General features: G+C 31.6%; 21 protein-coding genes and 2 tRNA genes. 18 read left to right on the forward strand and 5 right to left on the reverse strand.

All coding sequences use genetic code 11. The features are described from left to right. Nucleotides 1-234: 234 nt before the first annotated feature. From truA to ACKTTR_RS12515, 3 genes are all read left to right on the forward strand, one after another. Nucleotides 235-969: a tRNA pseudouridine(38-40) synthase TruA gene (truA, locus tag ACKTTR_RS12505; RefSeq protein WP_408028167.1), complete on the forward strand. Its 735-nt coding sequence runs from the start codon at nt 235-237 to the stop codon at nt 967-969. Next, a complete protein-coding gene (locus tag ACKTTR_RS12510) occupies nt 969-2,735 on the forward strand; it encodes an ABC transporter ATP-binding protein (RefSeq protein WP_408028168.1) in 1,767 nt (588 codons plus the stop codon). The genes truA and ACKTTR_RS12510 overlap by 1 nt, the downstream gene beginning before the upstream one ends. Nucleotides 2,736-2,805: 70 nt before the next feature. Then, nucleotides 2,806-3,261: a hypothetical protein gene (locus ACKTTR_RS12515; RefSeq protein WP_408028169.1), complete on the forward strand. Its 456-nt coding sequence runs from the start codon at nt 2,806-2,808 to the stop codon at nt 3,259-3,261. A gap of 49 nt (nt 3,262-3,310) precedes the next feature. Here the strand turns inward: ACKTTR_RS12515 and cdaA are convergent, their stop codons facing one another. Both cdaA and folP read right to left on the reverse strand, forming a co-directional pair. Then, complete coding sequence (cdaA, locus tag ACKTTR_RS12520; protein ID WP_408028170.1) at nt 3,311-4,093, reverse strand: diadenylate cyclase CdaA; 783 nt, start codon at nt 4,091-4,093, stop codon at nt 3,311-3,313. A gap of 80 nt (nt 4,094-4,173) precedes the next feature. After that, a complete protein-coding gene (gene folP, locus ACKTTR_RS12525) occupies nt 4,174-4,992 on the reverse strand; it encodes a dihydropteroate synthase (protein WP_408028736.1) in 819 nt (272 codons plus the stop codon). Between the two features lie 80 nt (nt 4,993-5,072). On the opposite strand from folP, the gene ACKTTR_RS12530 reads away from it, so the two are divergent. From ACKTTR_RS12530 to ACKTTR_RS12545, 4 genes are all read left to right on the forward strand, one after another. Further along, a complete protein-coding gene (locus ACKTTR_RS12530) occupies nt 5,073-5,618 on the forward strand; it encodes a DUF1599 domain-containing protein (protein WP_408028171.1) in 546 nt (181 codons plus the stop codon). A 29-nt stretch (nt 5,619-5,647) separates the two neighbouring features. Beyond that, nucleotides 5,648-6,607 (forward strand): BT_3928 family protein, encoded by a 960-nt coding sequence (locus tag ACKTTR_RS12535; RefSeq protein WP_408028172.1) that lies wholly within the window; start codon nt 5,648-5,650, stop codon nt 6,605-6,607. Nucleotides 6,608-6,756: 149 nt separating this feature from the next. After that, on the forward strand, nt 6,757-7,149 hold the full coding sequence (gene crcB, locus ACKTTR_RS12540) for a fluoride efflux transporter CrcB (RefSeq protein WP_408028173.1): 393 nt from the start codon (nt 6,757-6,759) through the stop codon (nt 7,147-7,149). A 54-nt stretch (nt 7,150-7,203) separates the two neighbouring features. Beyond that, a complete protein-coding gene (locus ACKTTR_RS12545) occupies nt 7,204-7,908 on the forward strand; it encodes a crotonase/enoyl-CoA hydratase family protein (protein ID WP_408028174.1) in 705 nt (234 codons plus the stop codon). A 29-nt stretch (nt 7,909-7,937) separates the two neighbouring features. Here the strand turns inward: ACKTTR_RS12545 and ACKTTR_RS12550 are convergent, their stop codons facing one another. Next, complete coding sequence (locus ACKTTR_RS12550; RefSeq protein WP_408028175.1) at nt 7,938-8,549, reverse strand: DUF1684 domain-containing protein; 612 nt, start codon at nt 8,547-8,549, stop codon at nt 7,938-7,940. A 360-nt stretch (nt 8,550-8,909) separates the two neighbouring features. Between ACKTTR_RS12550 and ACKTTR_RS12555 the strand changes: the two genes are divergently transcribed. The 11 genes from ACKTTR_RS12555 to ACKTTR_RS12605 all read left to right on the forward strand — a co-directional run bounded on the left by ACKTTR_RS12555 (nt 8,910) and on the right by ACKTTR_RS12605 (nt 19,662). Then, entirely contained in the window at nt 8,910-9,140 is a 231-nt protein-coding gene (locus ACKTTR_RS12555; protein ID WP_125066875.1) for a hypothetical protein, read from the forward strand. 146 nt (nt 9,141-9,286) lie between these two features. After that, nucleotides 9,287-9,361 (forward strand) — tRNA-Pro (locus ACKTTR_RS12560). A gap of 174 nt (nt 9,362-9,535) precedes the next feature. Further along, nucleotides 9,536-9,609 (forward strand) — tRNA-Thr (locus ACKTTR_RS12565). Nucleotides 9,610-9,707: 98 nt separating this feature from the next. Beyond that, complete coding sequence (gene udk, locus ACKTTR_RS12570; protein WP_047790269.1) at nt 9,708-10,313, forward strand: uridine kinase; 606 nt, start codon at nt 9,708-9,710, stop codon at nt 10,311-10,313. 1 nt (nt 10,314) lies between these two features. After that, a complete protein-coding gene (locus ACKTTR_RS12575; protein ID WP_121148165.1) occupies nt 10,315-10,632 on the forward strand; it encodes an FtsB family cell division protein in 318 nt (105 codons plus the stop codon). Next, nucleotides 10,632-11,978 carry a methylmalonyl-CoA mutase subunit beta gene (locus ACKTTR_RS12580; protein WP_408028176.1) on the forward strand — a complete coding sequence of 449 codons (1,347 nt, stop codon included), beginning with the start codon at nt 10,632-10,634 and terminating at the stop codon, nt 11,976-11,978. The genes ACKTTR_RS12575 and ACKTTR_RS12580 overlap by 1 nt, the downstream gene beginning before the upstream one ends. Continuing rightward, nucleotides 11,971-14,034 carry a methylmalonyl-CoA mutase gene (gene scpA / locus ACKTTR_RS12585; protein ID WP_408028177.1) on the forward strand — a complete coding sequence of 688 codons (2,064 nt, stop codon included), beginning with the start codon at nt 11,971-11,973 and terminating at the stop codon, nt 14,032-14,034. Before ACKTTR_RS12580 ends, scpA begins: the two co-directional genes overlap by 8 nt. A gap of 5 nt (nt 14,035-14,039) precedes the next feature. Continuing rightward, nucleotides 14,040-14,918 carry a phosphatidylserine decarboxylase gene (locus tag ACKTTR_RS12590; protein WP_408028178.1) on the forward strand — a complete coding sequence of 293 codons (879 nt, stop codon included), beginning with the start codon at nt 14,040-14,042 and terminating at the stop codon, nt 14,916-14,918. Between the two features lie 105 nt (nt 14,919-15,023). Further along, nucleotides 15,024-18,170, forward strand: coding sequence for a cytochrome c biogenesis protein CcsA (gene ccsA / locus ACKTTR_RS12595; protein ID WP_408028179.1), 3,147 nt, complete (start codon nt 15,024-15,026; stop codon nt 18,168-18,170). Nucleotides 18,171-18,231: 61 nt separating this feature from the next. Next, nucleotides 18,232-18,747: a DUF2892 domain-containing protein gene (locus tag ACKTTR_RS12600; RefSeq protein ID WP_408028180.1), complete on the forward strand. Its 516-nt coding sequence runs from the start codon at nt 18,232-18,234 to the stop codon at nt 18,745-18,747. 63 nt (nt 18,748-18,810) lie between these two features. Then, nucleotides 18,811-19,662: an N-acetylglucosamine kinase gene (locus tag ACKTTR_RS12605; RefSeq protein WP_408028181.1), complete on the forward strand. Its 852-nt coding sequence runs from the start codon at nt 18,811-18,813 to the stop codon at nt 19,660-19,662. Here the strand turns inward: ACKTTR_RS12605 and ACKTTR_RS12610 are convergent. Together ACKTTR_RS12610 and gldJ are read right to left on the reverse strand one after the other, a co-directional pair. Beyond that, nucleotides 19,659-20,912 (reverse strand): UDP-N-acetylmuramoyl-tripeptide--D-alanyl-D-alanine ligase, encoded by a 1,254-nt coding sequence (locus ACKTTR_RS12610; RefSeq protein ID WP_408028182.1) that lies wholly within the window; start codon nt 20,910-20,912, stop codon nt 19,659-19,661. The genes ACKTTR_RS12605 and ACKTTR_RS12610 overlap by 4 nt on opposite strands. A gap of 64 nt (nt 20,913-20,976) precedes the next feature. Then, complete coding sequence (gene gldJ, locus ACKTTR_RS12615; RefSeq protein ID WP_408028183.1) at nt 20,977-22,677, reverse strand: gliding motility lipoprotein GldJ; 1,701 nt, start codon at nt 22,675-22,677, stop codon at nt 20,977-20,979. Between the last annotated feature and the right edge of the window lie 350 nt (nt 22,678-23,027).

Consider the following 23,027-nt stretch of genomic DNA (forward strand, 5'->3'; position numbering starts at 1 on the left):
TAATGAATTAAAAAGTAAAAATCCACGACATTACATCATGGATTTCTTTATACTAAGGGGATATTAATGAAAGGGGAATTCACTATCGTATTCTAAAAGGTGACAAAAATAACATAAACATTCAGTTAATCTGTTAACATATGTTAATAAAACTCAAAAACATTATTTTACTTCCTTCTCTAGTACTTTTCAAATTAGAATTTTATAATTTAGCTCTTTAAAATTTTACACTTCTTGAGGTATTTTATTGAATTAGCATACAACGGAAAAAATTATCATGGATGGCAAATACAGCCACATGCAATTTCAGTTCAAGAAAAAATAAATAAGGCAATAAGCACAATTTTAAGAAAAGAGATAAACATTGTAGGAGCAGGAAGAACTGACGCTGGTGTTCATGCATCTCAAATGTTTGCTCATTTTGATGTAGAAACTCCATTAAATGATAATTTCACTTATAAATTGAATGCTATTTTGCCAGACGATATTGTTATATTCAAAACACTGTTAGTACACAACGATGCTCATACTCGTTTCGATGCACTTAGCAGAAGTTATGAGTACAAAATTTGGTTAGGGAGAAATCCCTTTTTATTAGATACCACTTGGCAATTACACCATCAGCAGTTAAATATAGAATTGATGAATAAAGCAGCAGCAATTTTATATGATTATGAAGATTTTGAATGTTTTTCAAAAGTAAAAACAGATGTACACACATTTAACTGTACTGTTACCAATGCAAAATGGATCAAAAATGAAAACGAATTAACATTTCATATTAGTGCCAATCGTTTTTTAAGAAACATGGTTCGTGCTATTGTAGGAACTTTAATTGATGTTGGTTTAGAAAAAATAACTGTAAATGATTTTAAAAAAATCATAGAAAGTAAAAATCGGAGTAAAGCGGGGGTGTCAGTTCCTGCAAAAGGTTTATTTTTAACAAAAGTAATATACGATTATATATAGTGAGCAAAACAACAGGAAAAGCATTTGATATTAAAATTTTTGCAAGACTTATGAGTTTTGCAAAAAAATACCGTGTACGATTTACAGTTGCAGCACTATCTACCATTTTACTTGCAGGATTTGCTGTACTAACACCTGTCATTTTAATGACGGCTATAGATGACTTTATAGCAACAAAAAACTTTACTAGGCTATTGTATTTCACAATTGCCATGATAGTAGTACTACTTATCCAAGTATTTTTTCAATTTAGTTTTATTTATTATGCTAACTGGGTAGGACAACATATTATTAGAGACATAAGAGCTAAAACTTTTAGAAAAATACTTCAATTTAAAATGGGGTATTTTGATAAATCTTCAGTTGGAAAATTGGTAACTCGTGTTGTTTCAGATATAGAAACTATCGCCAATTTTTTCACGCAAGGTGTTTTTATGATTGTTAGTGACGTTTTAAAAATGATTGTAGTAATCATTGTAATGTTCTATACAAACTGGAAGTTAGCATTAATTGCACTTGCAACATTACCTGTATTAATTTACGCTACTAAACTATTTCAAATAGCTATAAAGTCTACCTTTCAAGATGTACGTAATCAAGTAGCAAATCTAAATAGCTTTGTGCAAGAAAGAGTTACAGGAATGAAAATTGTTCAACTATTTAATAGAGAACGAATTGAGTATAAAAACTTTATTGAAATTAACAATAAACATAAAAAAGCACATGTTAAAACCGTTTGGTATTACTCCATTTTCTTCCCTATTGCTGAAATTCTTTCTTCTATTGCAATAGGACTTATTGTATGGTATGGTGGTTTACAGGTCGTTGAAGACAAAGCCGTGAGTGTCGGTGCTATCATTGGCTTTATCAAAATGGCTCAAATGCTTTTCAGACCATTACGACAAATAGCAGATAAGTTTAATCAACTACAAATGGGAATAGTTGCAGGTGAACGTGTATTTAATATAATTGATACTGAAAGCTCTATAGATAAAAGCGGAACTATTACTGCTGATAACATACAAGGAACTATTAGTTTTAAAGATGTACGATTTAGCTATATTAAAGATGAAGAAATTTTAAAAGGAATAAGTTTTAATGTTGAAAAAGGGCAAACTGTTGCAATTGTAGGTGCTACAGGAGCTGGTAAATCGACCATTATTAACCTTATAAACCGTTTTTATGAAATAGATAATGGTGAAATTTCTATTGATAATATTCCTGTTCAGGATTATAAAATAGCTTCACTGCGTCAAAAAGTAGCCGTTGTACTACAAGATGTGTTTTTATTTTCAGATAGTATTTTAAATAATATCACCCTTAACGACGAAAACATTTCTCTTGAAGAAGTTAAAATTGCCGCGAAACAAATTGGAATTCATGAATTTATAATGAGCCTTCCTAACAATTATCATTACAACGTAAAAGAACGTGGGGGTATGCTTTCCTCTGGTCAACGACAACTAATTGCCTTCTTACGTGCCTATGTAAGTAAACCTAGTATTTTAATTTTAGACGAAGCTACCTCATCAGTTGATACACATTCAGAACAAATGATTCAATATGCTACTGATGAAATCACAAAAAATAGAACTTCTATTGTAATTGCTCATCGTTTAGCAACCATTAAAAAGGCTGATATGATTATAGTTATGGACAAAGGCCGTATAGTTGAAAAAGGAAATCATACAGAATTGTTAAAAAAACATGAGGGCTATTATAAGAATTTGTATGAAAAACAGTTTAATAGTGAAACGGTGATGTAAATAAATTTGTTTACGTCAATCAAAATAGTACATTTGTTATTCAATCTTAAAAACTAAAAATCAATTAACGATGAAAAAAGTAATTTTATCAGTATTTGTTGTTGGTGCTTTATTAGCAACATCATGTAAGAACACTAAAGAAGAGGCTAAAGACGCTACCAAAGATGCTGTTGAGGCTGTAGAAAAAGCTACTGAAGAAGCTAAAGAAGCTGCTGCTGATGCAACAGAAGAAGTTAAAGAGGCTACTGAAGAAGCTGTTGAAGCTGTAGAATCTGCAATCGAAGGTATCGAAATTCCAGAATTTGAAGACCCTAAAGTAGGAGAATACTTACAGTCTTACTCTCAATATGCTAAAGATTATATCGAAGCAAAAGGAGATGTAGTAAAGAACTCTGAATTAGCTAAAAAAGGTGTTGAATTAGCTACACAAGCTAAAGACATCGTTGCTAACTTAGACGAAGAAGCTGCTAAAAAATTCAATAGCGTTATGACTGCTATTCAATCTAAAATGGCTCCTGCTCAATAATCTTTTTTGGACAGAACATAAAAAAAGCTCGCAAGTTGCGAGCTTTTTTTTATGCCATTACATCTTTTTCTAATTTCCTATGGAGCTCTTCCAACGATTTGTATAATACAAACTCTCCATCTTTTATGTATGAAATTTCTCCCGTTTCTTCTGAAACCAATAAACAAATTGCATCTGTTTTTTCGCTAACACCAATGGCTGCTCTGTGACGTAATCCAAACCTAGAAGGTATTTTAGCACTATTAGAAACCGGTAATATTACTCGAGTTGCCACAATGTAGTTATCTCGAATAACTGTTGCACCATCATGCAACGGGCTATTTTTATAAAAAATACTTTCAATAATTGCTTCATTAACCAACGCATTCATTTTATCACCAGTATTGATTAAAAAATCAAGGTTATTTGTTTTTTCAATCACTAATAATGCTCCAGTTTTTGTCTTAGATAAATTAACACAAGCCGTCAAAATAGTTTCAACATCAGTTTCAGTATGAATTTCTGTCTTCAAAAACTTTAATTGATTTAAAAAACCCTTTTTAGTAGAAAAATTTGTGGTTCCTATCATTAACAAAAACTTTCTAATTTCTTGTTGAAACACAATAATTAACGCAATAACTCCTCCAGAAAGCAAGTATCCTAGAATTCCACTTAACATTTCCATACGTAAGGCTTGTGTAACTTTCCATATTAAAAATATAAATGCTATTCCAATTACAATGTTAATCGCTACAGTTCCTTTTAACAACTTATAAATATAGAAAAGTAACACAGCTACTAAAAAAATATCTAATACGTCAAGAAACGAAAAATCGATAAAATCTAAATTCATTAATTTTTTGAAGTTTTTTTACTTTAAAACAAGCTTTTAGGTATTTTACCTTTACCTGATAAGTAAATGTAAGGATTTTATTACAACTGTTCCACAATTTTAACCGCCTCAACTGCTTCTTTTACATCATGTACCCTTAAAATATGTGTTCCGTTTAACAAAGCAATTGTATTGGCTACAGTAGTAGCATTTAGAGCTTCTTTAGGTGTTATTCCTAACAATTTGTACAACATAGATTTTCTAGAAACCCCTGTTAAAATAGGAGCATCTAAACTTTTAAACAATGATATTTTTTTAAGTAGCTCATAGTTTTGATTAAGTGTTTTCCCAAAACCAAAACCAACATCTATAATGACATCATTTACCTTTAACTGACGCAATTTAAAAAGCTGTTCTGCAAAAAAAGAAACCACTTCGGTAACCACATTTTCATACTGTGGATTTTCTTGCATATTTTGTGGTGTCCCTTGCATATGCATCATAATATATGGAACTTGTAATTTTGCTACTGTCTCAAACATTTGTTCATCCATCTTTCCACCAGAAATATCATTTATAATTGCAGCACCTGCTTTTATTGACTCTTCCACTACTCTACTTCTAAATGAGTCTACCGAAATAATAATTTCAGGAAAGTTTTTAACCAACAACTCCACTACAGGAAGCATTCTTTGTAACTCCTCTTCTTCCGAAATATGTTTTGCTCCTGGTCTTGAAGAATACGCTCCAACATCAATAAATGTAGCCTCTTCTTTCAGCATCTTTTCTGCTTGCGCAAGAATATCTCCTTCATTTTTGTACTTTCCTCCATCAAAAAAAGAATCAGGAGTAACATTTAAAATCCCCATAACCTTAGGCTTAGTTAAATCCACCAAGGTTCCTTTACAATTAATTGTCATCATGCTAAATTTCCAAGTAAAAATAAATGAAAAGCTTGTAATATTTACTATTTTTGGTCGAATACTTTTAAATAAGAAAGATGCAGAACACCTCTAAACAGTATGATACTGTAGTTGAAGAATGTAGAAATTTGTTTGTAAAAAAAATGAGTGATTATGGTAGTGCTTGGAGAATATTAAGACTTCCTTCATTAACCGATCAAATATTTATAAAAGCTCAACGCATACGTCAATTACAAGAAAATACTGAGCGAAAAGTTGATGAAGGGGAGAAATCAGAATTTATTGGCATTATAAATTATTCTATAATGGCATTAATTCAAATTGAGCTAGGTATTGTTGAACAACCTGATTTAACTACCGAAGAGGCTACTACTTTATACAATAAACACATAAAAATCACCAAAGAGTTAATGGAAAACAAAAACCATGATTATGGTGAGGCTTGGAGAGATATGAGAGTTTCTTCGTTAACCGATTTAATTCTGCAAAAACTACTTCGTGTAAAACAAATTGAAAACAATCAAGGTAAAACTTTAGTTTCTGAAGGAATTGACGCTAATTATCAAGATATGATTAATTATGCTATTTTTGCCATGATTCACCTTTCTGAATCAGATAATTAACCTAAAAACATCCCTATATGATTTTAAAAATGTTAACTCATATTTCAAGAGTACTTGTAGGACTTCTTTTTATTTACTCTGGATTTGTAAAATTAGTAGACCCAATTGGGTCTCAATATAAATTTGAAGAGTACTTTGGTGCCGATGTATTAAATTTAGAATTCTTAATTCCTTACGCTTTACCTTTCTCAATCCTTTTAATTGTTACCGAATTGGTTTTAGGTATCATGCTTTTAGTGGGCTACAAACCTAGACTTACCGTTTGGAGCTTATTTGGACTAAACCTAGTTTTCTTATTTTTAACTTGGTACTCTTACACCTACAATAAAGTTACAGATTGTGGTTGTTTTGGTGACGCTTTAAAACTTACTCCTAAAGAAACATTTTACAAGAATGTTATTTTTATGGTTTTTATTGTGATTCTTATTTTAGGAGTTAAACATATTAAACCTTTAGTTTCAAATAAGTTTTCTTCTTTAACAACCTTTAGCTCTCTTTTTTTAGCGCTAATTGTAACTTATTATGTTTTACAACATTTACCAATTATTGATTTTAGAGCCTATTCTATAGGAACAGATATTGCTAAAGGAATGGAATACCCAGAAGATAGTGACGAACTTCCTCCTATACATGATTTTATGATAGAAACAGATGAAGGTGACAAATTAGATGAAATGTTAGCAAAAGAAAAAGCAATGCTTATTATTATGTCTAATTTAAAGAAAACCGAAAAAGATGGTATTGCTGATGTTTCTAAGGTAGCAAAACAAGCTAGTGAACAAGGTTATGAAATTTATGTCTTAACCGCTTCTTATATTGAAGACTTAGCTACAACCCAAAAAGAGTACGGACTGCCCTACACCTTTGGATTTTGTGATGAAACAGCTTTAAAAACTGTAATTAGAGCTAATCCTGGTATTGTTACCGTAAAAAACGGAATAATTAGTGGAAAATGGAACTGGACAGACGCCGATGATATAGAACTATAAACAGTTATACTATATATACACAAAGAAAACCTCACAAATTTGTGAGGTTTTCTTATTTTCGCAATGATATGAAAAGCTCTTGTAGAGATTCTTACAACATCTCGTTCAACAAAAGAGCAAAATCTAGCTATTAACTTAGAAGTACTTTTGTGAAACATTTATTATTAGTTTTTATAGGTGGTGGAGCAGGAAGCGTTTTACGATACATTATTGGAAAAGCTCTAAATAGCCCTCAAACAGGAATTCCATACGGAACTTTTGCCGCCAACATTCTTGGTAGTTTACTTATTGGAATTATTTTAGGTCTTGCTGCTAAAAATGAAACCATAACACAAAACCACACTTTATTATTAGCTACTGGCTTCTGTGGTGGATTTACCACTTTCTCAACCTTTGCCTATGAAAATCATATCTTTCTAAAATCTGGAGATTTCGCCTCTTTCGCACTATACACTGTTGCTAGCTTTATCATCGGATTTTTAGCTGTTTTCGCAGGAATTTACTTAGTAAATTATTTTTGGACAAACACACAATCGATTTAAACAGTATTCTAACCCCAAAACAAATCTCACTTTGTGAGTAAATTTATATAACAAATGAGTGAACTTATACAATACAAATCAGAAGATAATCACGTAATTATCACTATTACGAATGGAAAAGCTAACGCAATTTCTCATGAAGTGATTGATGCTTTAAACCTTTCTTTTGACAAAGCTGAAAAAGAAGAAAAACCAGTGATACTAACAGGACAATCAGGAATATTCTCTGCTGGTTACGACTTAAAAAGCATGACACAATCTCCTGAATCAGCCTTAAAATTGGTTACCAAAGGATCTAATTTATCACATAGAATGTTGTCTTTTCCTTTTCCTATAATTGCAGCTTGTTCTGGGCACGCAGTAGCTAAAGGAGCTTTCTTACTTTTATCTGTTGATTACAGACTTGGAATTGAAGGTGATTTTAAAATAGGATTAAATGAAGTTTTAATAGGTATGACAATGCACAATGCTGGTATTGAAATAGCTAAAGCACGTTTAACTCCTGTTTATTTTGAAAGAAGTGTTAGTTGCTCAGAAATTTATAATCCAAAAGATGCTATTACCGCTGGCTTTTTAGACAAAGTTGTCCCACAAGAGCATTTATTACCTACCGCAATTAAAGTAGCTTCAATGTTTTTTAAACTAAACAAGAAAGCACATAAAGAAACTAAACTCAAGGTAAGAAAACCATATTTAGATTCGTTAATAAAAGCAATTAAACAAGACACTGAAGAAGGTTTAACACCTCCTTCAAAATAAAAAAAGTCCTGCAATTGCAGGACTTTTTTTTATTCTGGTTTCTTATAAGCCATCACTCCCGCTCTAATTTCTGTATCTAAATAATTATCTTTTGGAGTAATTGGACAAGAATAGCGATCACTATACGCACAATAAGGATTATAAGCTTCATTAAAATCTATTACAACAGTTCCATCACTCTGTATATCTGTCGTATAAACATCAATAAAACGACCACCTTTGTATGATGTATTTCCGTTTGTATTATCTAAAAACGGTAAAAACAAATGATTCGCATATTCAGGTTTAGGGTTTACATCTTGGTAAATAGCAAGATTAAAATCTTCTCCATTAATAGAAAAAGATAAAATTCCATATTTTTTATACATTGCTACCCTATCCGTTGTAGTTGGAAAATCAAAAATAAGCGCATCTGGTGTTTTTACTAATTCTGCTTTTACAGTATACTTTTTATCAATAGGAAAAAAATCTAATCCTTTAAAGTTCTTTAATCCTTTTTTGGTAAGAGGTGACCTAGAAGCATCTTTAAACTTAGTATTCATTTCCTTTTGAAAATCAGATTCTCCCAAGACAGTTCTCTTTCCTTGGCTGTTACAAGACAGTATTGAAACAGTAAAAATTAATAATAGTAATTTTTTCATATTGGTATTTATATATCTCTAAACACAAAAATACTGTATTACAACCAAAACACCTCTATTTCTTAAAAAATCGCTAAATAAAGAGGTGAAAACTGTTAATTTTCTATTAATAATTTGAAATAGCAAAATAAAATCGTTATATTTATATTTATAGATAATACTTATGACTGATATAAGATAACGTAAAAAGGATTTTTTTACCTTATAAGAAAAACTTATTAAATAATAAAACAAATTGATGAGCTTGTTTCTTTGCAAACAGAAAGTTTCCCATATATTTGCCGCCCCAGTTATTTTAGGCATATATCTTTTATCAGACAAAACCTAATAAAGAAATTTTAAATTAAATTGGTAAATTTTATGAATTCAGAATTAATCAATAAGGCAGAAGAATTTGAAAACAGAAAATTCAAATTTGTTACTACTAGTGATAGAATACTAGCCTCTAGAGAAGCAAAAGCTCTGATTCTAGAGATTAATGAGGTATATAAACAGACAAAAGACAGTACGTTAATGGACTTAATGAAGCGTTTAACAGCTGTAAAACAACGTATTGAAAAACGTTTAAAAGGAAAACCTTTAACAGCTTAAACAATAAACAACCTTTAAGCTCGTTTATGATATATACATAAGAATAGTAGTTTCATCAACTACCACTCTCATTATAATATTTATTCTTGATAAAGTTCTAAGTAAATTTACTTAGAACTTTTCTTTTTTAAATATATTTGTAACATCGGGATGTAGCTTAGTCCGGTTAAAGTGCTGGTCTGGGGGACCAGAGATCGGTGGTTCGAATCCACTCATCCCGACTTCTTTTATTTTTTCCAAAAAAAAACACCTCACTAAAAAAGTTAAAACAAACTCAAATTCAACAACTTAAAAAGCATCTAAAATCATTACAAAAAACACCCTTCAAAAATTTTTAAAAAAAGTTTTTTCAGTTTCAAAAAACATTATATATTTGCCACGCTTTTGAGGCAAACGCCGATGTAGCTCAGCTGGCTAGAGCAGCTGATTTGTAATCAGCAGGTCGTGGGTTCGAGTCCCTCCATCGGCTCAAAACTAAAAGCGCTAACAAAAAGTTAGCGCTTTTTTTATGCGCTTATTTTGCTAAATTTGTCATAACTCTATTTTTACAAAAACTTAATGAAAAATATATTTGTTATTGGTATTGCTGGAGGTACAGGGAGTGGAAAAACCACGGTAGTAAACCAAATTATTAACGAACTTCCTGCAGATGAAGTTTGCGTTATTTCTCAAGATTCTTACTACAAACAAACAGATAACCTAACTTACGAAGAACGTACTAAGATAAACTTTGATCACCCAAGAGCAATCGACTTTGATTTAATGGTGGATCACCTATCTGAATTAAAAAACGGATGTATTATTGAACAACCGGTATATTCTTTCGTTGCCCACAACAGAACCAAAGACACCATAAAAACACACCCTAGAAAAGTTATTATAATTGAAGGTATTTTGATTTTTAATAGCAAAGAACTTCGTAACTTGTGTGACATAAAAGTTTTTGTTCATGCCGATGCTGACGAACGCTTGATTAGACGTGTAAGAAGAGACATTAAAGAACGAGGTAGAGATGTTGATGAAGTTTTAAACCGCTATCAAAGCACCTTAAAACCTATGCATCAGCAATTTATTGAACCCACAAAAAATTACGCTGATATTATTATACCTAACGATAGATATAATACTGTAGCTATAGACATTGTAAGAACTGTAATTAACGACCGTTTATAACATGAGTTTTAAATCAATAAAAAACAAACCTTCCTTTAAAATAGCCACTAATATTTACGTGATTATACTCACTGTATTTGTGGTTTGGATGCTTTTTTTTGATGAAAATTCTTACCTTACCCATAGAGAGTTTAATAAAGAAATTAATGAATTAAAGAGCTGGATTGATTATCATGAAAAAAAAATCAAAAAAGACAAAAAAACGATTCAACAACTACAAGACTCTCTTCAACTAGAACGCTATGCTAGAGAAAAATACTTAATGAAGAAAGAAGATGAAGATATTTATATTATTGAATTTGATACCATAAAAAAGTAATGAGTAACTATTTATTTGACGAATTTCAAGGTGTTACCCCTGCAGAATGGAAACAAAAAATACAAGTAGACCTTAAAGGTGCCGATTATAACGATACACTTTTATGGAAAACTGAAGAAGGCATTACCGTAAAACCTTTTTACACTAAAGAAGACAGAACCAATATTAAGATTAACACTCCCAATAAAGGTTTTGCTATTTGTCAATCTATTAAGATTGAGAACGAAGAAGAAGCAAATGCATTTGCTATCGACTCAATTCAAAGAGGAGCAAACGCCATCCAATTCAACGCAAAAAAAGAGTTTGACTACAAAACCTTATTAAAAGGAATTGACACTCAAAAAACTTTACTTTACTTTACTTTTAATTTTTTATCATCAGAATTTGTTAAAAAACTAGCTGATTTCACAAACTCGGACAAGTGTTACTTCAATATAGACATTATAGGAAACTTAGCTAGCTCAGGAAACTGGTATTCTAATCTTAAAAACGATCATACACAATTAGAAGAAATAGCAAAAGCTACTCAAAATGCTATTTGTGTTAATGCTTCCATTTATCAAAATGCAGGAGCAACTATCGTTCAACAATTAGCATATACTCTTGCGCAGGCAAATGAATACCTGAACCACTTCGGAGGTTCAGCTGCAAAAAATATTCATTTTATTTTTTCTGTAGGAAGTAATTACTTTTTTGAAATTGCCAAACTACGAGCTTTTAGAATTTTATGGAATGCTCTTTTAAAAGAATACAATACCGAAGCAACTGCTCATATTTTTACACAACCAAGTTCACGTAACAAAACTATATACGACTACAATGTAAACATGCTACGTACTACTTCTGAATGTATGAGTGCTATTTTAGGAGGAACAAATACTGTAGCTAATAGTCCTTATGATAAGATTTTCCATCAACCAAATGAGTTTGGAGAACGTATATCAAGAAATCAACTATTAATTTTACAACAAGAAAGTGAATTAGCAGAAGCCCAAAATATTGCTGACGGTGCATACTACATTGAAACAATCACTCAACAACTTACCCAAAAAGCGCTAGAAGTTTTTAAATTAATAGAGAAAGGTGGTGGCTTATTAAAACAATTAAAAGAAGGAGTCATTCAACGAAAAATAAAAGAATCTGCAAATAAAGAACAACAATTATTTGATTCAGGAGAATTAGTATTACTTGGAACAAACAAAATTCAAAACGAAAATGACAAGATGAAAAACGACTTAGAGGTTTCTCCTTTCTTGAAAATTCGTAACGAAAAAACACTAATTCAACCTATTATTCAAAAACGATTAGCTGAAAAGCTAGAACAAGAACGTTTAGAAAATGAGTAGAAAAGATATATCAAACATACAAATAGATAAAAGCCAAGAACAGCAAAACAAAAACTTTAAACACGAAGATTTTGTTGCAGGTATTGCACCTAACTTACGTGGACCTTATTCTACCATGTATGTTCGTAGGCCTTGGACAATTCGTCAATATGCAGGTTTTTCTACTGCTGAAGAAAGTAATGCCTTTTACCGTAGAAATTTAGCTGCTGGTCAAAAAGGATTATCAGTTGCTTTCGATTTAGCTACACACCGTGGTTACGATTCAGACCATGAGCGTGTACAAGGTGATGTTGGAAAAGCAGGTGTTGCTATAGATTCTGTGGAAGACATGAAGGTTTTGTTCGACCAGATACCATTAGATAAAATGTCCGTTTCCATGACAATGAACGGAGCTGTATTACCTATTTTGGCATTTTATATTGTAGCAGCTGAAGAACAAGGTGTAGCTCCTGAACTATTATCAGGAACTATTCAAAACGATATTTTAAAAGAGTTTATGGTGCGTAACACTTACATTTACCCACCTACTCCATCAATGAAAATTATTGCTGATATTTTTAGATATACTTCTGAAAATATGCCAAGGTTTAATTCAATCTCTATTTCAGGATACCATATGCAAGAAGCTGGTGCTACTGCAGAAATTGAATTAGCTTATACTCTAGCTGACGGATTAGAATACATCAAAAAAGGGCTAGAAGCAGGAATGGATATTGACACCTTTGCTCCTCGCTTATCTTTCTTCTGGGCTATTGGAATGAATCATTTTATGGAAATTGCCAAAATGCGCGCAGGAAGAATGTTATGGGCAAAACTAGTAAAGCAATTCAACCCAAAAAACCCAAAATCATTAGCATTAAGAACCCACTGTCAAACCAGTGGATGGAGCTTAACTGAACAGGACCCTTTTAACAATGTAGCCCGTACTGCAATTGAAGCTATGGCCGCTGCTTTTGGAGGAACACAAAGTTTACATACCAATGCCTTAGACGAAGCAATTGCCTTACCTACCGACTTTTCAGCACGTATTGCTCGTAACACACAAATATACTTACAACAAGAAACCCATATTACAAAAACTGTAGATCCTTGGGCGGGTAGTTATCATGTAGAAAAACTTACTGAAGAAATTGCCAATAAAGCATGGGAGCTAATCCAAGAAGTTGAAGAATTAGGAGGAATGACTAAAGCCATTGAAAAAGGAATTCCTAAAATGCGTATAGAAGAAGCCGCTGCTAAAAAACAAGCAAAAATTGATAGTGGTCAAGATATTATTGTTGGTGTTAACAAATACCAATTAGATCAAGAGGATCCTTTACATATTTTAGAAGTAGATAACGAAGCCGTTCGTCAATCTCAAATCGACAGATTAAACGACTTAAAATCAAAAAGAAATCAAACTGAAGTAGATAAAACTTTACGTGATTTAACTGAATCTGCTAAAACGGGTGAAGGAAATTTATTAGATTTAGCTGTAAAAGCTGCAAGAAACAGAGCTACTTTAGGTGAAATTTCTGACGCTCTTGAAACCATTTTTGGACGTCATAAAGCAGTACATAAAACCATATCTGGCGTGTATAGTAAAGAAATAAAAGACGACGAATTATTTAAAAAAGCCACTGAATTAGCCGACAAGTTTGCTGAATTAGAAGGACGTCGTCCTCGTATTATGATTGCTAAATTAGGACAAGACGGTCACGATCGTGGGGCCAAAGTAGTTGCTACTGGTTATGCCGACTTAGGTTTTGATGTAGATATAGGACCTTTATTTCAAACACCACAAGAAGCTACCAAACAAGCTATAGAAAACGACGTACATATTTTAGGAATTTCCTCATTAGCTGCGGGACACAAAACCTTGGTTCCTCAAGTTATCGCCGAACTTAAAAAATATGGTCGTGAAGACATTATGGTGATTGTAGGAGGAGTAATTCCTGCACAGGATTACCAATTCTTATTTGATGCAGGCGCTGTAGGTGTTTTTGGCCCTGGAACTAAAATTGCACAAGCTGCTATTGATATGCTAACCATTTTAATTGATAGTACCGAAGAATAACGGTTATGAAAATAAAATTCATTGATAGAAAAACAGGTAAAATAATTACCGAAACCCCTCCTGGAGAAGGATATTTAAAATTGCTATACAACAATCCGTTTGGTAAAATGGCTTTATTGCCGTTAGTTAAACGTAAATTTTTATCATCTTGGTATGGTAAACTCATGAACAAACCCAGTTCTATTAATAAAATAAATAGTTTTGTTAGAGAGCTTCAAATTGACATGAATGAGGCAGAAAGACCTTCTGAGGACTATATTTCTTTCAATGATTTTTTCTATCGAAAATTAAAGTCAGATGCTCGCCCTATTGAAGAAGGCTTCGTTTCTCCTGGTGACGGAAAAATGTTAGCATTTAAAAACATTTCTGACATTCATAACTTCTTTATTAAAGGAAGAAAATTCACCTTAGAAGAATTTTTAGGTAATAAAGAACTAGCCACAAAACATAAAGACGATTCTTTAATTATACTTCGATTAGCCCCTAACGATTATCATAGATATCATTTTCCATACGACGGAACTCCTTCCGATGTAACAAAAATTAAAGGACGCTATTTTTCAGTATCTCCTTACGCTTTAGCTGCTAACTTTACTAAAGTATTTTGTGAAAACAAGAGAGAATACTGCACTTTAAAAACACACGATAAGGGAGATATTATTATTGCTCCAGTAGGCGCCACCATGGTTGGAAGTATTATTGAAACTTACACACCAAACACTGAAGTAAAAAAAGGCGACGAAATGGGTTACTTTGCTTTTGGAGGTTCAACTATTGTATTGTTAGTTAATAGTTCTAAAATCACTATTGATGAAGATATTTTAACCAACACCAAAAACAAGATGGAAACCTTTGTTAAAATGGGAGAGCGAATTGGAAATTAACCTTCATAAATTTAACATTTTACCTTTTAAAAATGATTGATTTCATAAGGTGATTAGAGCTTTAATCCGTAAATTTGCGTCGTTTTATACTTAGCAGATTTACTGATGAAAAAAATCTTAGATACCCTCTACTCTACCCGTTTAATGGCTGTTTTATTTTTTGCTTTTGCCATTGCCATGGGAGTTGCCACTTTTATTGAAAACGATTACGGAACACAAACTTCTAAAGCACTAGTCTACAACACTTGGTGGTTTGAGTTAATAATGGTGTTTTTTGTTATCAATTTTTTCGGAAATATTTTTAGGTATAGGTTGTATAAAAAAGAAAAATGGTCTGTATTATTATTTCACGTATCCTTTCTTTTAATCTTAATTGGCGCTGGTATCACTCGTTACATTAGCTATGAAGGTTTAATGGTTATTGATGAAGGAGAAACAACCAATCAATTCTACTCAGAACATACTTATTTAAATGTAATTATTGATAATAGTAAATTTCAAAAAAACACTGCTAACAAATTACTTTTATCTGCTTGGGGTAAAAACTCAGTAACTTTTGAAGAAAACTTCCAACCTGAAAAAGGAGGTAAAAACCATGAAGTTACTTTTAATTTAGTAGACTATATTCCTTGGTCTGAAACAAAAATGGTTTTAGACGAAAACGGAACAGAACATTTATTCTTTGTAGAAAGTTCTGACGGAAGCAGACATGAGCACTACATTAAAAAAGGGACTATAGAAAACATTCACAACATTTTAGTAGGTTTTGAAGCCCCTAATAAAGAAGCAGCTTCAATTAACTTCTTTTACGAAGACGGTAGCCTAAAAATGATTTCTAAAAATGATGGAGATTGGTTTAGAATGGCTGATCAAAAGAAAGGCTTAATAGTTAAAGATAGCGCCCAACATTTTCAACTCTTAACACTTCATAACGTAAACGGATTACAATTTGTAGTTCCAAAATCTCCAGAAAAAGGAGAAATAAAAACTGTACGAGGTGAAAAAGATGATAAAAAATATGACACTGTAGTTTTTGATGTTACTACAAACGGAGAAACTAAGCGTGTTGAGTTTTACGGTGGGAAATTTAACGTTGACAACCAACAACAATTTAGTATTGGTGACTTAAACTTTAGAGCTTGGTATGGTTCAAAATTGCTGCAAGCTCCTTTTAGCATAAAACTAAATGACTTTCAGTTAGAAAAATACCCTGGTTCGGAAAGTGCTGCTGCTTACGCTAGTGAAGTTACTGTAATAGCACCTGATGAAACTTTTGACTACAGGATTTTTATGAATCATATTTTAGATTATCAAGGATATAAATTTTTCCAATCAAGTTATAAAATTGAAGGAGAGCATGAACAAACACATCTATCTGTAAACCATGATTTTTGGGGAACTTGGATTACCTATATCGGTTACTTTTTATTATTCTTTGGTTTAACCGCTGCTTTGTTTGTAAAAGGCACTCGTTTTTATGATTTAAAACAATCATTAGTCAAAATTCGAAATAAAAAAGCCAAATTATCAGTAATCGCTTTATTTATTTCTTTAGCGGGCTTTAGTCAACACAAACAACATGAACCTAAACAAATTACTGAAGCTCAAATTGACTCTATTTTAATCGCTAACAAAGTAGACAATAAACACGCTGATTTATTCAGTTCTTTAGTTATACAAGATGCTGGCGGACGTATGAAACCTGCTCATACCTTTGCTTCGGAATTAGTTAGAAAAGTGGCACATGTGGATAAATTTAAAGACATGGATCCTAGCCAAATTTTACTTTCTATTACAGAAAACCCAATGCTTTGGCTTAATGTTCCTTTTGTTTATCTAGAGGATGGGAATACACAAGTTAGAGAAATTCTGGGAGTTCCTGAAGATGCTGAATATGCTCGCTTTATCGATTTCTATAATAAAGATGGCTCTTCAAAAATTAGCAAATTAGTAGTTGAAGCTGAAAAGAAAAAAATTCAAAACAAGTTTGAAAAAGACATTATAAAAATTGAACGTAGAGTATGGTTGTTATCTCAAGCTTTAGGAGGCGGTATGTTACGTATCTACCCTATTCCAAATGATGAAAACAACAAATGGGTATCTCAACCTGAAACATTACAAGCTAATTTCAAAGGGACTGATTCTGTATTTGTGCGTCAATCATTACCTGTGTATTTACAATTATTACAAGCTTCAAAGAAATCAGGAAACTATACAGAAACTAATAAAGTTTTAGACGGAATTAAGAAGTTTCAACGAAAATTTGGATCAGAAGTTATTCCTGCAAAAGACAAAATTGATTTAGAAATAGCATATAATAAATTAAACATTTTTGTTAAGCTTTCTAAATACTATGGATATGTAAGCTTACTTTTAATTGTATTCGTATTCTTACAGATTTTCAACAACAAAACATGGGTTAACAATATTGTAAAAGTCTTAATAGGAATTGTAATTTTCTTATTTGTCTTTCACGTCCTTGGGCTAACTGCTCGTTGGTATATTAGTGGAAATGCTCCTTGGAGTAATGCTTATGAGTCTATTATTTTTGTTGGCTTAGCTACCATGTTATTTGGGTTAATTCTTGGAAAGAAATCGTCTTTAACTATTGCTGCAACAACATTTTTAGTTTCTGTTATATTAATGTTTGCACATCAAAACTGGTTAGACCCTGAAATTGCCAACTTACAGCCTGTACTAAACTCTTGGTGGTTATATGTTCATGTATCTGTAATTGTTGCTAGTTATGGTCCATTCGCGATGGGAATGATTTTAGGTATTTTCTCTTTATTCTTAATCATATTCACCAATAAAAAGAATAAAAAGAAAATGGACTTACATATTAAAGAGTTAACTGTTATTAATGAAATGGCTTTAACCGTTGGTTTGGTAATGCTTACCATTGGCAACTTTTTAGGTGGTATGTGGGCTAATGAAAGTTGGGGTCGCTACTGGGGTTGGGATCCTAAAGAAACTTGGGCATTAATTTCTATTATGATATATGCTTTTGTGTTACACATGCGTTTGATTCCAGGTTTAAGAGGACGTTTTACTTTTAATTTATGGTCAATCTTAGCTTTCGCATCAATTATGATGACATATTTTGGAGTAAACTTCTACTTATCAGGATTACACTCTTACGCTAGTGGCGATAAAGTAATTACACCTACTTCAGTATATTATTCTATAGCTTTTGTTGCTCTTTTAGGAACACTAGCTTGGATAAAGAACAAAAAGTATTACAAAAAATAAGTTGACAGTTTTTCTGTTAAAAAAATGTATTTTTGCAAACCGATAAAAAGAAAAGACAATTATGTTCAATAAAAATATAAAATTAGTTTTAGCAGCTTTAGTAACTATATGGTCTGTGTATGAGTTTACACAAGGACACATCATGAATGGAATATCAATACTACTACTTGCTGGACTATTTGTTTTATTTTATTTTAAAAACGAGTTTATTCTTTTGGCTTTTTTACAACTTCGTAAACAAAACTTTGCAGGAGCTCAAAAGTGGTTAGGGTATATTAAAAATCCTTCTGCTGCATTAACAAAAAAGCAAGAAGGTTATTATAACTACTTACACGGAATTATGTTATCTCAAACGAACATAACTCAGGCTGAAAAGTATTTGAAAAAAGCTGTTAAGTTAGGCTTAGCTATGGACCATGATTTAGCCATGGCTAAATTACAATTAGCAGGGATAGCTATGACTAAACGTAGAAAAAGAGAAGCTACAAATTTAATGGCAGAAGCTAAAAAGCTAGATAAACATGGAATGCTTAAAGAGCAGATGCAGATGATGAAACAACAAATGAAGAAGATTTAACACTTCTATTTAAAATTTCTTTAATATCATTTAATCCTATATTTGGCTTATAAAAAACAAAAAATGATTTTAATTGCCGATGGTGGCTCTACTAAAGCTGATTGGATTGCTCTTGACAATACTAAAAAAGAACTTTTTAGAACAACTACACTTGGATTAAACCCATCGGTTCTTACTGAAGACGAAATGCTTAGCACAATTAATAGTGCTAATGATTTATTAAAAGTACAAAACAATGCTTTACAGGTTCATTTTTATGGAGCTGGTTGTGGAAGTCCTAAAGCTGCAGAAAGTTTACAAAATGTTCTAAAATCCGTCTTCAAAAAAGCTACAGTCTCTGTTTCAGAAGATACTTTAGCTGCTATTTATGCTAGTACTGGTAAAAACCCTGGAATTGTCTGTATTTTAGGAACAGGCTCTAACAGTTGTTATTATGATGGAAAAAATATGATTACTACAGCCCCGTCATTAGGCTACACTATTATGGATGAAGCAAGTGGTAATTATTTTGGCAAACTGTTGTTGCGTGATTTTTACTACAAAAAAATGCCTAAAAAAATAGCTTCAGCATTCAAAACTTCTTTTGATCTTGATACTGATGTTGTAAAAATGAATTTGTATAAAAAACCTTATCCTAATATGTATTTGGCTTCTTTTGCTAAATTCATGTTAGAGTATAAAGATGAGAAGTATGTTAGAAAAATAATAAAAAAAGGAATCCAAGATTTTTTTAAATACCGCATTCTTCCTTTTAAAAAGGATAACCAAACACCAATTTATTTTATTGGATCAATTGCTTATTACTTTCAAGATATATTAGACAAAGTCGCCTCAAAAAACAATTTATCTATTACTGATGTAATTAAACGTCCTATTGATAATTTAGTTGACTTTCATCGAAATAATTCTTTTTAAAAAAACTCTACAACTCTTTCTAAAGCCATACCTCTAGAGCCTTTTACTAAAATTGTACTACTCTCTATTTGGTTGTTCTTTATATATTCTTCAAACTCATAAAAGTCCTTAAACTTTTTATGCTTGGTAATTGTTTTATGAAAATTCTCACCTATAAGGAAAGCTTGGTCTAAATCTAATTCTTCTATCAAATTTACGATACTCTGATGCTCTTTTGAGCTATATTCTCCTAGCTCAAACATATCCCCTAGAATTACTGTTTTATTGTTAGCTTGTAGCTTACTAAAGCTCTCTAAGGCTGCTTTCATACTTGTAGGATTAGCATTGTACGCATCTAGAATTATTTTATTAGTATATGTATTAATTACCTGAGACCTGTTGTTAGAAGGAATGTAACTCTCAATTGCCCTTTTTATTTGCTCTGATGATATATTAAAATAACTCCCAATTGTTATTGCTGCAGATATGTTAGCATAATTATAGACTCCTATTAAATTACTTAATATCTCTATATTATTATATGACAACTTTACAAATGGATTAGCCTCTATAAACGTTATACTTTCTTCAAAAGTAATTTTTTCAATCCCTTTTGTTTTAGTTATCTGCTTTTCATCATTAGGATTAACAAATACTTTTTTGTTTTGAGTTCTTAGATAATCATATAATTCTGATTTAGCCTTTACCACACCTTCTAAAGAACCAAAACCTTCTAAATGAGCACTTCCGAAATTTGTTATATATCCATAATCAGGGTTTGCTATTTCAGACAAAAGCTCTATTTCTTTTGCATGATTAGCTCCCATTTCAACAATACCTATTTCTGTATCTTTACTCATCGAAAGCAAAGTCAATGGTACCCCAATATGATTATTCAGGTTACCTTGAGTGGCAGTAGTCTTATACTTTGTTGAAAGAACAGCATTTATTAATTCTTTTGTCGTCGTTTTTCCATTGCTACCTGTCAAAGCGATAACTGGTATTTGTAACTGGTTCCTATGATAATTTGCTAATTCTTGAAGTGTTTCTAGAACATCTTCAACCAAAATTAGTTTTCCTGAAGTTTTATACTCCGCTTCATCAATTACTGCATAACTAGCGCCTTTATCAACAGCTTCTTCAGCAAATTTATTTCCATTAAAGTTTTCTCCTTTTAAAGCAAAAAAAAGTGTGTTTTTTCTAATATTTCTAGTATCTGTATCTACTAAACCATGAGTGATATACAGTTTGTATAAATCTTCTATCTTCATATTGTAAAAATAAAAAACCTCATTGAGATTCAATGAGGTTCTAATATAATTTTAAGTTCAATTATTATTTCACTTTATCTGGTGTAGCAGTTTTTCTTTTGTTTAAAACCATTGGTCCCATTTTATCAGTAGCACATCTAAACCCTATATAGTTAGTTGCCATATATTCTGGGAAATACCTTCTTTGTGCAGGGTCTAACCAGTACTCTCTATCTGCCCAAGAACCACCTTTATAAACTCTCGACTTATCACTAATTAATGTAGTTCTTCTCTTGTCATCATATTTATAGTTATTGACAACGTTTCCTAAAGTATCAACCTCTGCTTCAGGTTTTTGAGGTGAATTATACATTCTCGTAGTACGATCTAATTGGTCTTTATCTAATCCGTAGAACTTAGAAGAAGCTTGATCACCATCACCTAAACTTGAATTATTCGCCAAGTTATAGTTTCTTCTCATGTAAGTATCTTCTTTTGTAATTGGAATATACTTAACACTTCCTGGTAAATCTTTAGGCACTATTCTACCATTTTCTAAAGTATCATACTGAACTTCTCCATCACCTACTATAACAACTTTACCTTCTTCGTTAATTAGTTTTTTAGTAAAAATATTACCTCTAAAATAATTAAAATCATTAGCTTCTGAATCGATAATTGGTCTATATACATCCTGCACCCATTCAGATACATTACCTGACATATCATATAATCCAAAGGCATTTGGAGGATAACTTCTTACAGCATTAGGAATATCTGATCCATCACTACTCCATCCAGCAATACCACTATAATCTCCTTTACCTTGCTTAAAGTTAGCTAACTGATCTCCTCTTCTTCTCTTGTCTCTATCACGAGTATATTTTCCACTCCACGCATATTTTTTTCTACCTCTAATGTTATTATACTCACGGTTTTCAAAAATAGATTTTGCAGCATATTCCCACTCTACCTCTGTTGGCAATCTAAACTTTTGAGATAAAATACCATCAGAAGAGGTTACCTGTCTTCCTGTAAAAGCCCCTTTTTCTGGTTTAGGCTCTCCTTTAGATCTTGGTACTGGGATACCTTTTTTATAGATTGTAGAATCTCCATCAAAAATGGCATAAGGGTCTGTTAAATATGTATCAGTATCAAAGTTATTTTCACCTTTAAAGCTTATTGAATCTTCCTTAAAGATATTTTTAATAACTCCTTTGTCCATTAATATCTTTAAGTTAACAGCATTAGTACGCCACTTACAATATTTGTTGGCTTGTATCCAACTAACTCCAACAACAGGATATTCTGCATATGAAGGATGTCTTAAATAACTTTCAGACAACAAGTTTGTATTACCTAAACCTTTTCTCCATACTAGTGTATCTGGTAATACTGATGGATAAATATTTTTAAACTGTGGGTCTTCTGGAGGGAATACATCTTTAGTATATTGCATAAACAATCCATATTCTGCATTGGTCACCTCTGTTTCATCCATGTAAAAAGTACGAACATGCATTTTTTGTGGAGTTGTATTCCAATCAAACATAACATCATCTTGCACTAATCCCATAGTAAAGGTACCTCCTTCAATATGAACCATTCCTGGCGGCACATTTTTTCCTTCTTTGTACTCTCCCTTCAAATAACCTCCATAATTAGGATCATTAAAGTTCCAACCAGTTAATGAAGACTTACCCGATCTAGCTCCATTACTCTTACAAGAAGTAATTAATAAACCAGTGATCGCTAATAAACTAAATAATTTCAACGTACTTTTCATGTATTTTTAACTGTTTTTTAAGGGTGTCGCAATTTACAATATTTCTAATTTCTTACAACTAATTTATCTATAAATTCACATTTAGTAACCTTGTCTATGCAAGATTACAAACGACAGTTTTTGTACTTTATTATTACGAATCTAAGAAAAAGATTAAAATATAGGCTGTTAAAGTTTAATATTTTTAGTGTGTAAAATAATTTTCTCCTTAATTCTGAGAACACATATAATATTATCTTAGTAATACCGTTACCTTATTAAACTAATAAAGTTAGTATTACAAAGAAGTCTAAAAAAAGCTGTTAGTTATAAACTCCCCCAAGAAAAATTATATATTTGCTAAACAATTA

This window comes from Tenacibaculum litoreum, from assembly GCF_964513915.1.
Lineage (GTDB): Bacteria > Bacteroidota > Bacteroidia > Flavobacteriales > Flavobacteriaceae > Polaribacter > Polaribacter litoreum.

Excerpts from the sequence above, each read along its gene's own strand:
- ACKTTR_RS12515 (WP_408028169.1), top strand. The coding sequence starts at position 2,806 with ATGAAAAAAGTAATTTTATCAGTATTTGTTGTTGGTGCTTTATTAGCA.
- cdaA (WP_408028170.1), bottom strand. The coding sequence starts at position 4,093 with ATGAATTTAGATTTTATCGATTTTTCGTTTCTTGACGTATTAGATATT.
- folP (WP_408028736.1), bottom strand. The coding sequence starts at position 4,992 with ATGACAATTAATTGTAAAGGAACCTTGGTGGATTTAACTAAGCCTAAG.
- ACKTTR_RS12530 (WP_408028171.1), top strand. The coding sequence starts at position 5,073 with ATGCAGAACACCTCTAAACAGTATGATACTGTAGTTGAAGAATGTAGA.
- ACKTTR_RS12535 (WP_408028172.1), top strand. The coding sequence starts at position 5,648 with ATGTTAACTCATATTTCAAGAGTACTTGTAGGACTTCTTTTTATTTAC.
- ACKTTR_RS12545 (WP_408028174.1), top strand. The coding sequence starts at position 7,204 with ATGAGTGAACTTATACAATACAAATCAGAAGATAATCACGTAATTATC.
- ACKTTR_RS12550 (WP_408028175.1), bottom strand. The coding sequence starts at position 8,549 with ATGAAAAAATTACTATTATTAATTTTTACTGTTTCAATACTGTCTTGT.
- ACKTTR_RS12555 (WP_125066875.1), top strand. The coding sequence starts at position 8,910 with ATGAATTCAGAATTAATCAATAAGGCAGAAGAATTTGAAAACAGAAAA.
- ACKTTR_RS12575 (WP_121148165.1), top strand. The coding sequence starts at position 10,315 with ATGAGTTTTAAATCAATAAAAAACAAACCTTCCTTTAAAATAGCCACT.
- ACKTTR_RS12580 (WP_408028176.1), top strand. The coding sequence starts at position 10,632 with ATGAGTAACTATTTATTTGACGAATTTCAAGGTGTTACCCCTGCAGAA.
- scpA (WP_408028177.1), top strand. The coding sequence starts at position 11,971 with ATGAGTAGAAAAGATATATCAAACATACAAATAGATAAAAGCCAAGAA.
- ACKTTR_RS12590 (WP_408028178.1), top strand. The coding sequence starts at position 14,040 with ATGAAAATAAAATTCATTGATAGAAAAACAGGTAAAATAATTACCGAA.
- ccsA (WP_408028179.1), top strand. The coding sequence starts at position 15,024 with ATGAAAAAAATCTTAGATACCCTCTACTCTACCCGTTTAATGGCTGTT.
- ACKTTR_RS12600 (WP_408028180.1), top strand. The coding sequence starts at position 18,232 with ATGTTCAATAAAAATATAAAATTAGTTTTAGCAGCTTTAGTAACTATA.
- ACKTTR_RS12605 (WP_408028181.1), top strand. The coding sequence starts at position 18,811 with ATGATTTTAATTGCCGATGGTGGCTCTACTAAAGCTGATTGGATTGCT.
- ACKTTR_RS12610 (WP_408028182.1), bottom strand. The coding sequence starts at position 20,912 with ATGAAGATAGAAGATTTATACAAACTGTATATCACTCATGGTTTAGTA.
- gldJ (WP_408028183.1), bottom strand. The coding sequence starts at position 22,677 with ATGAAAAGTACGTTGAAATTATTTAGTTTATTAGCGATCACTGGTTTA.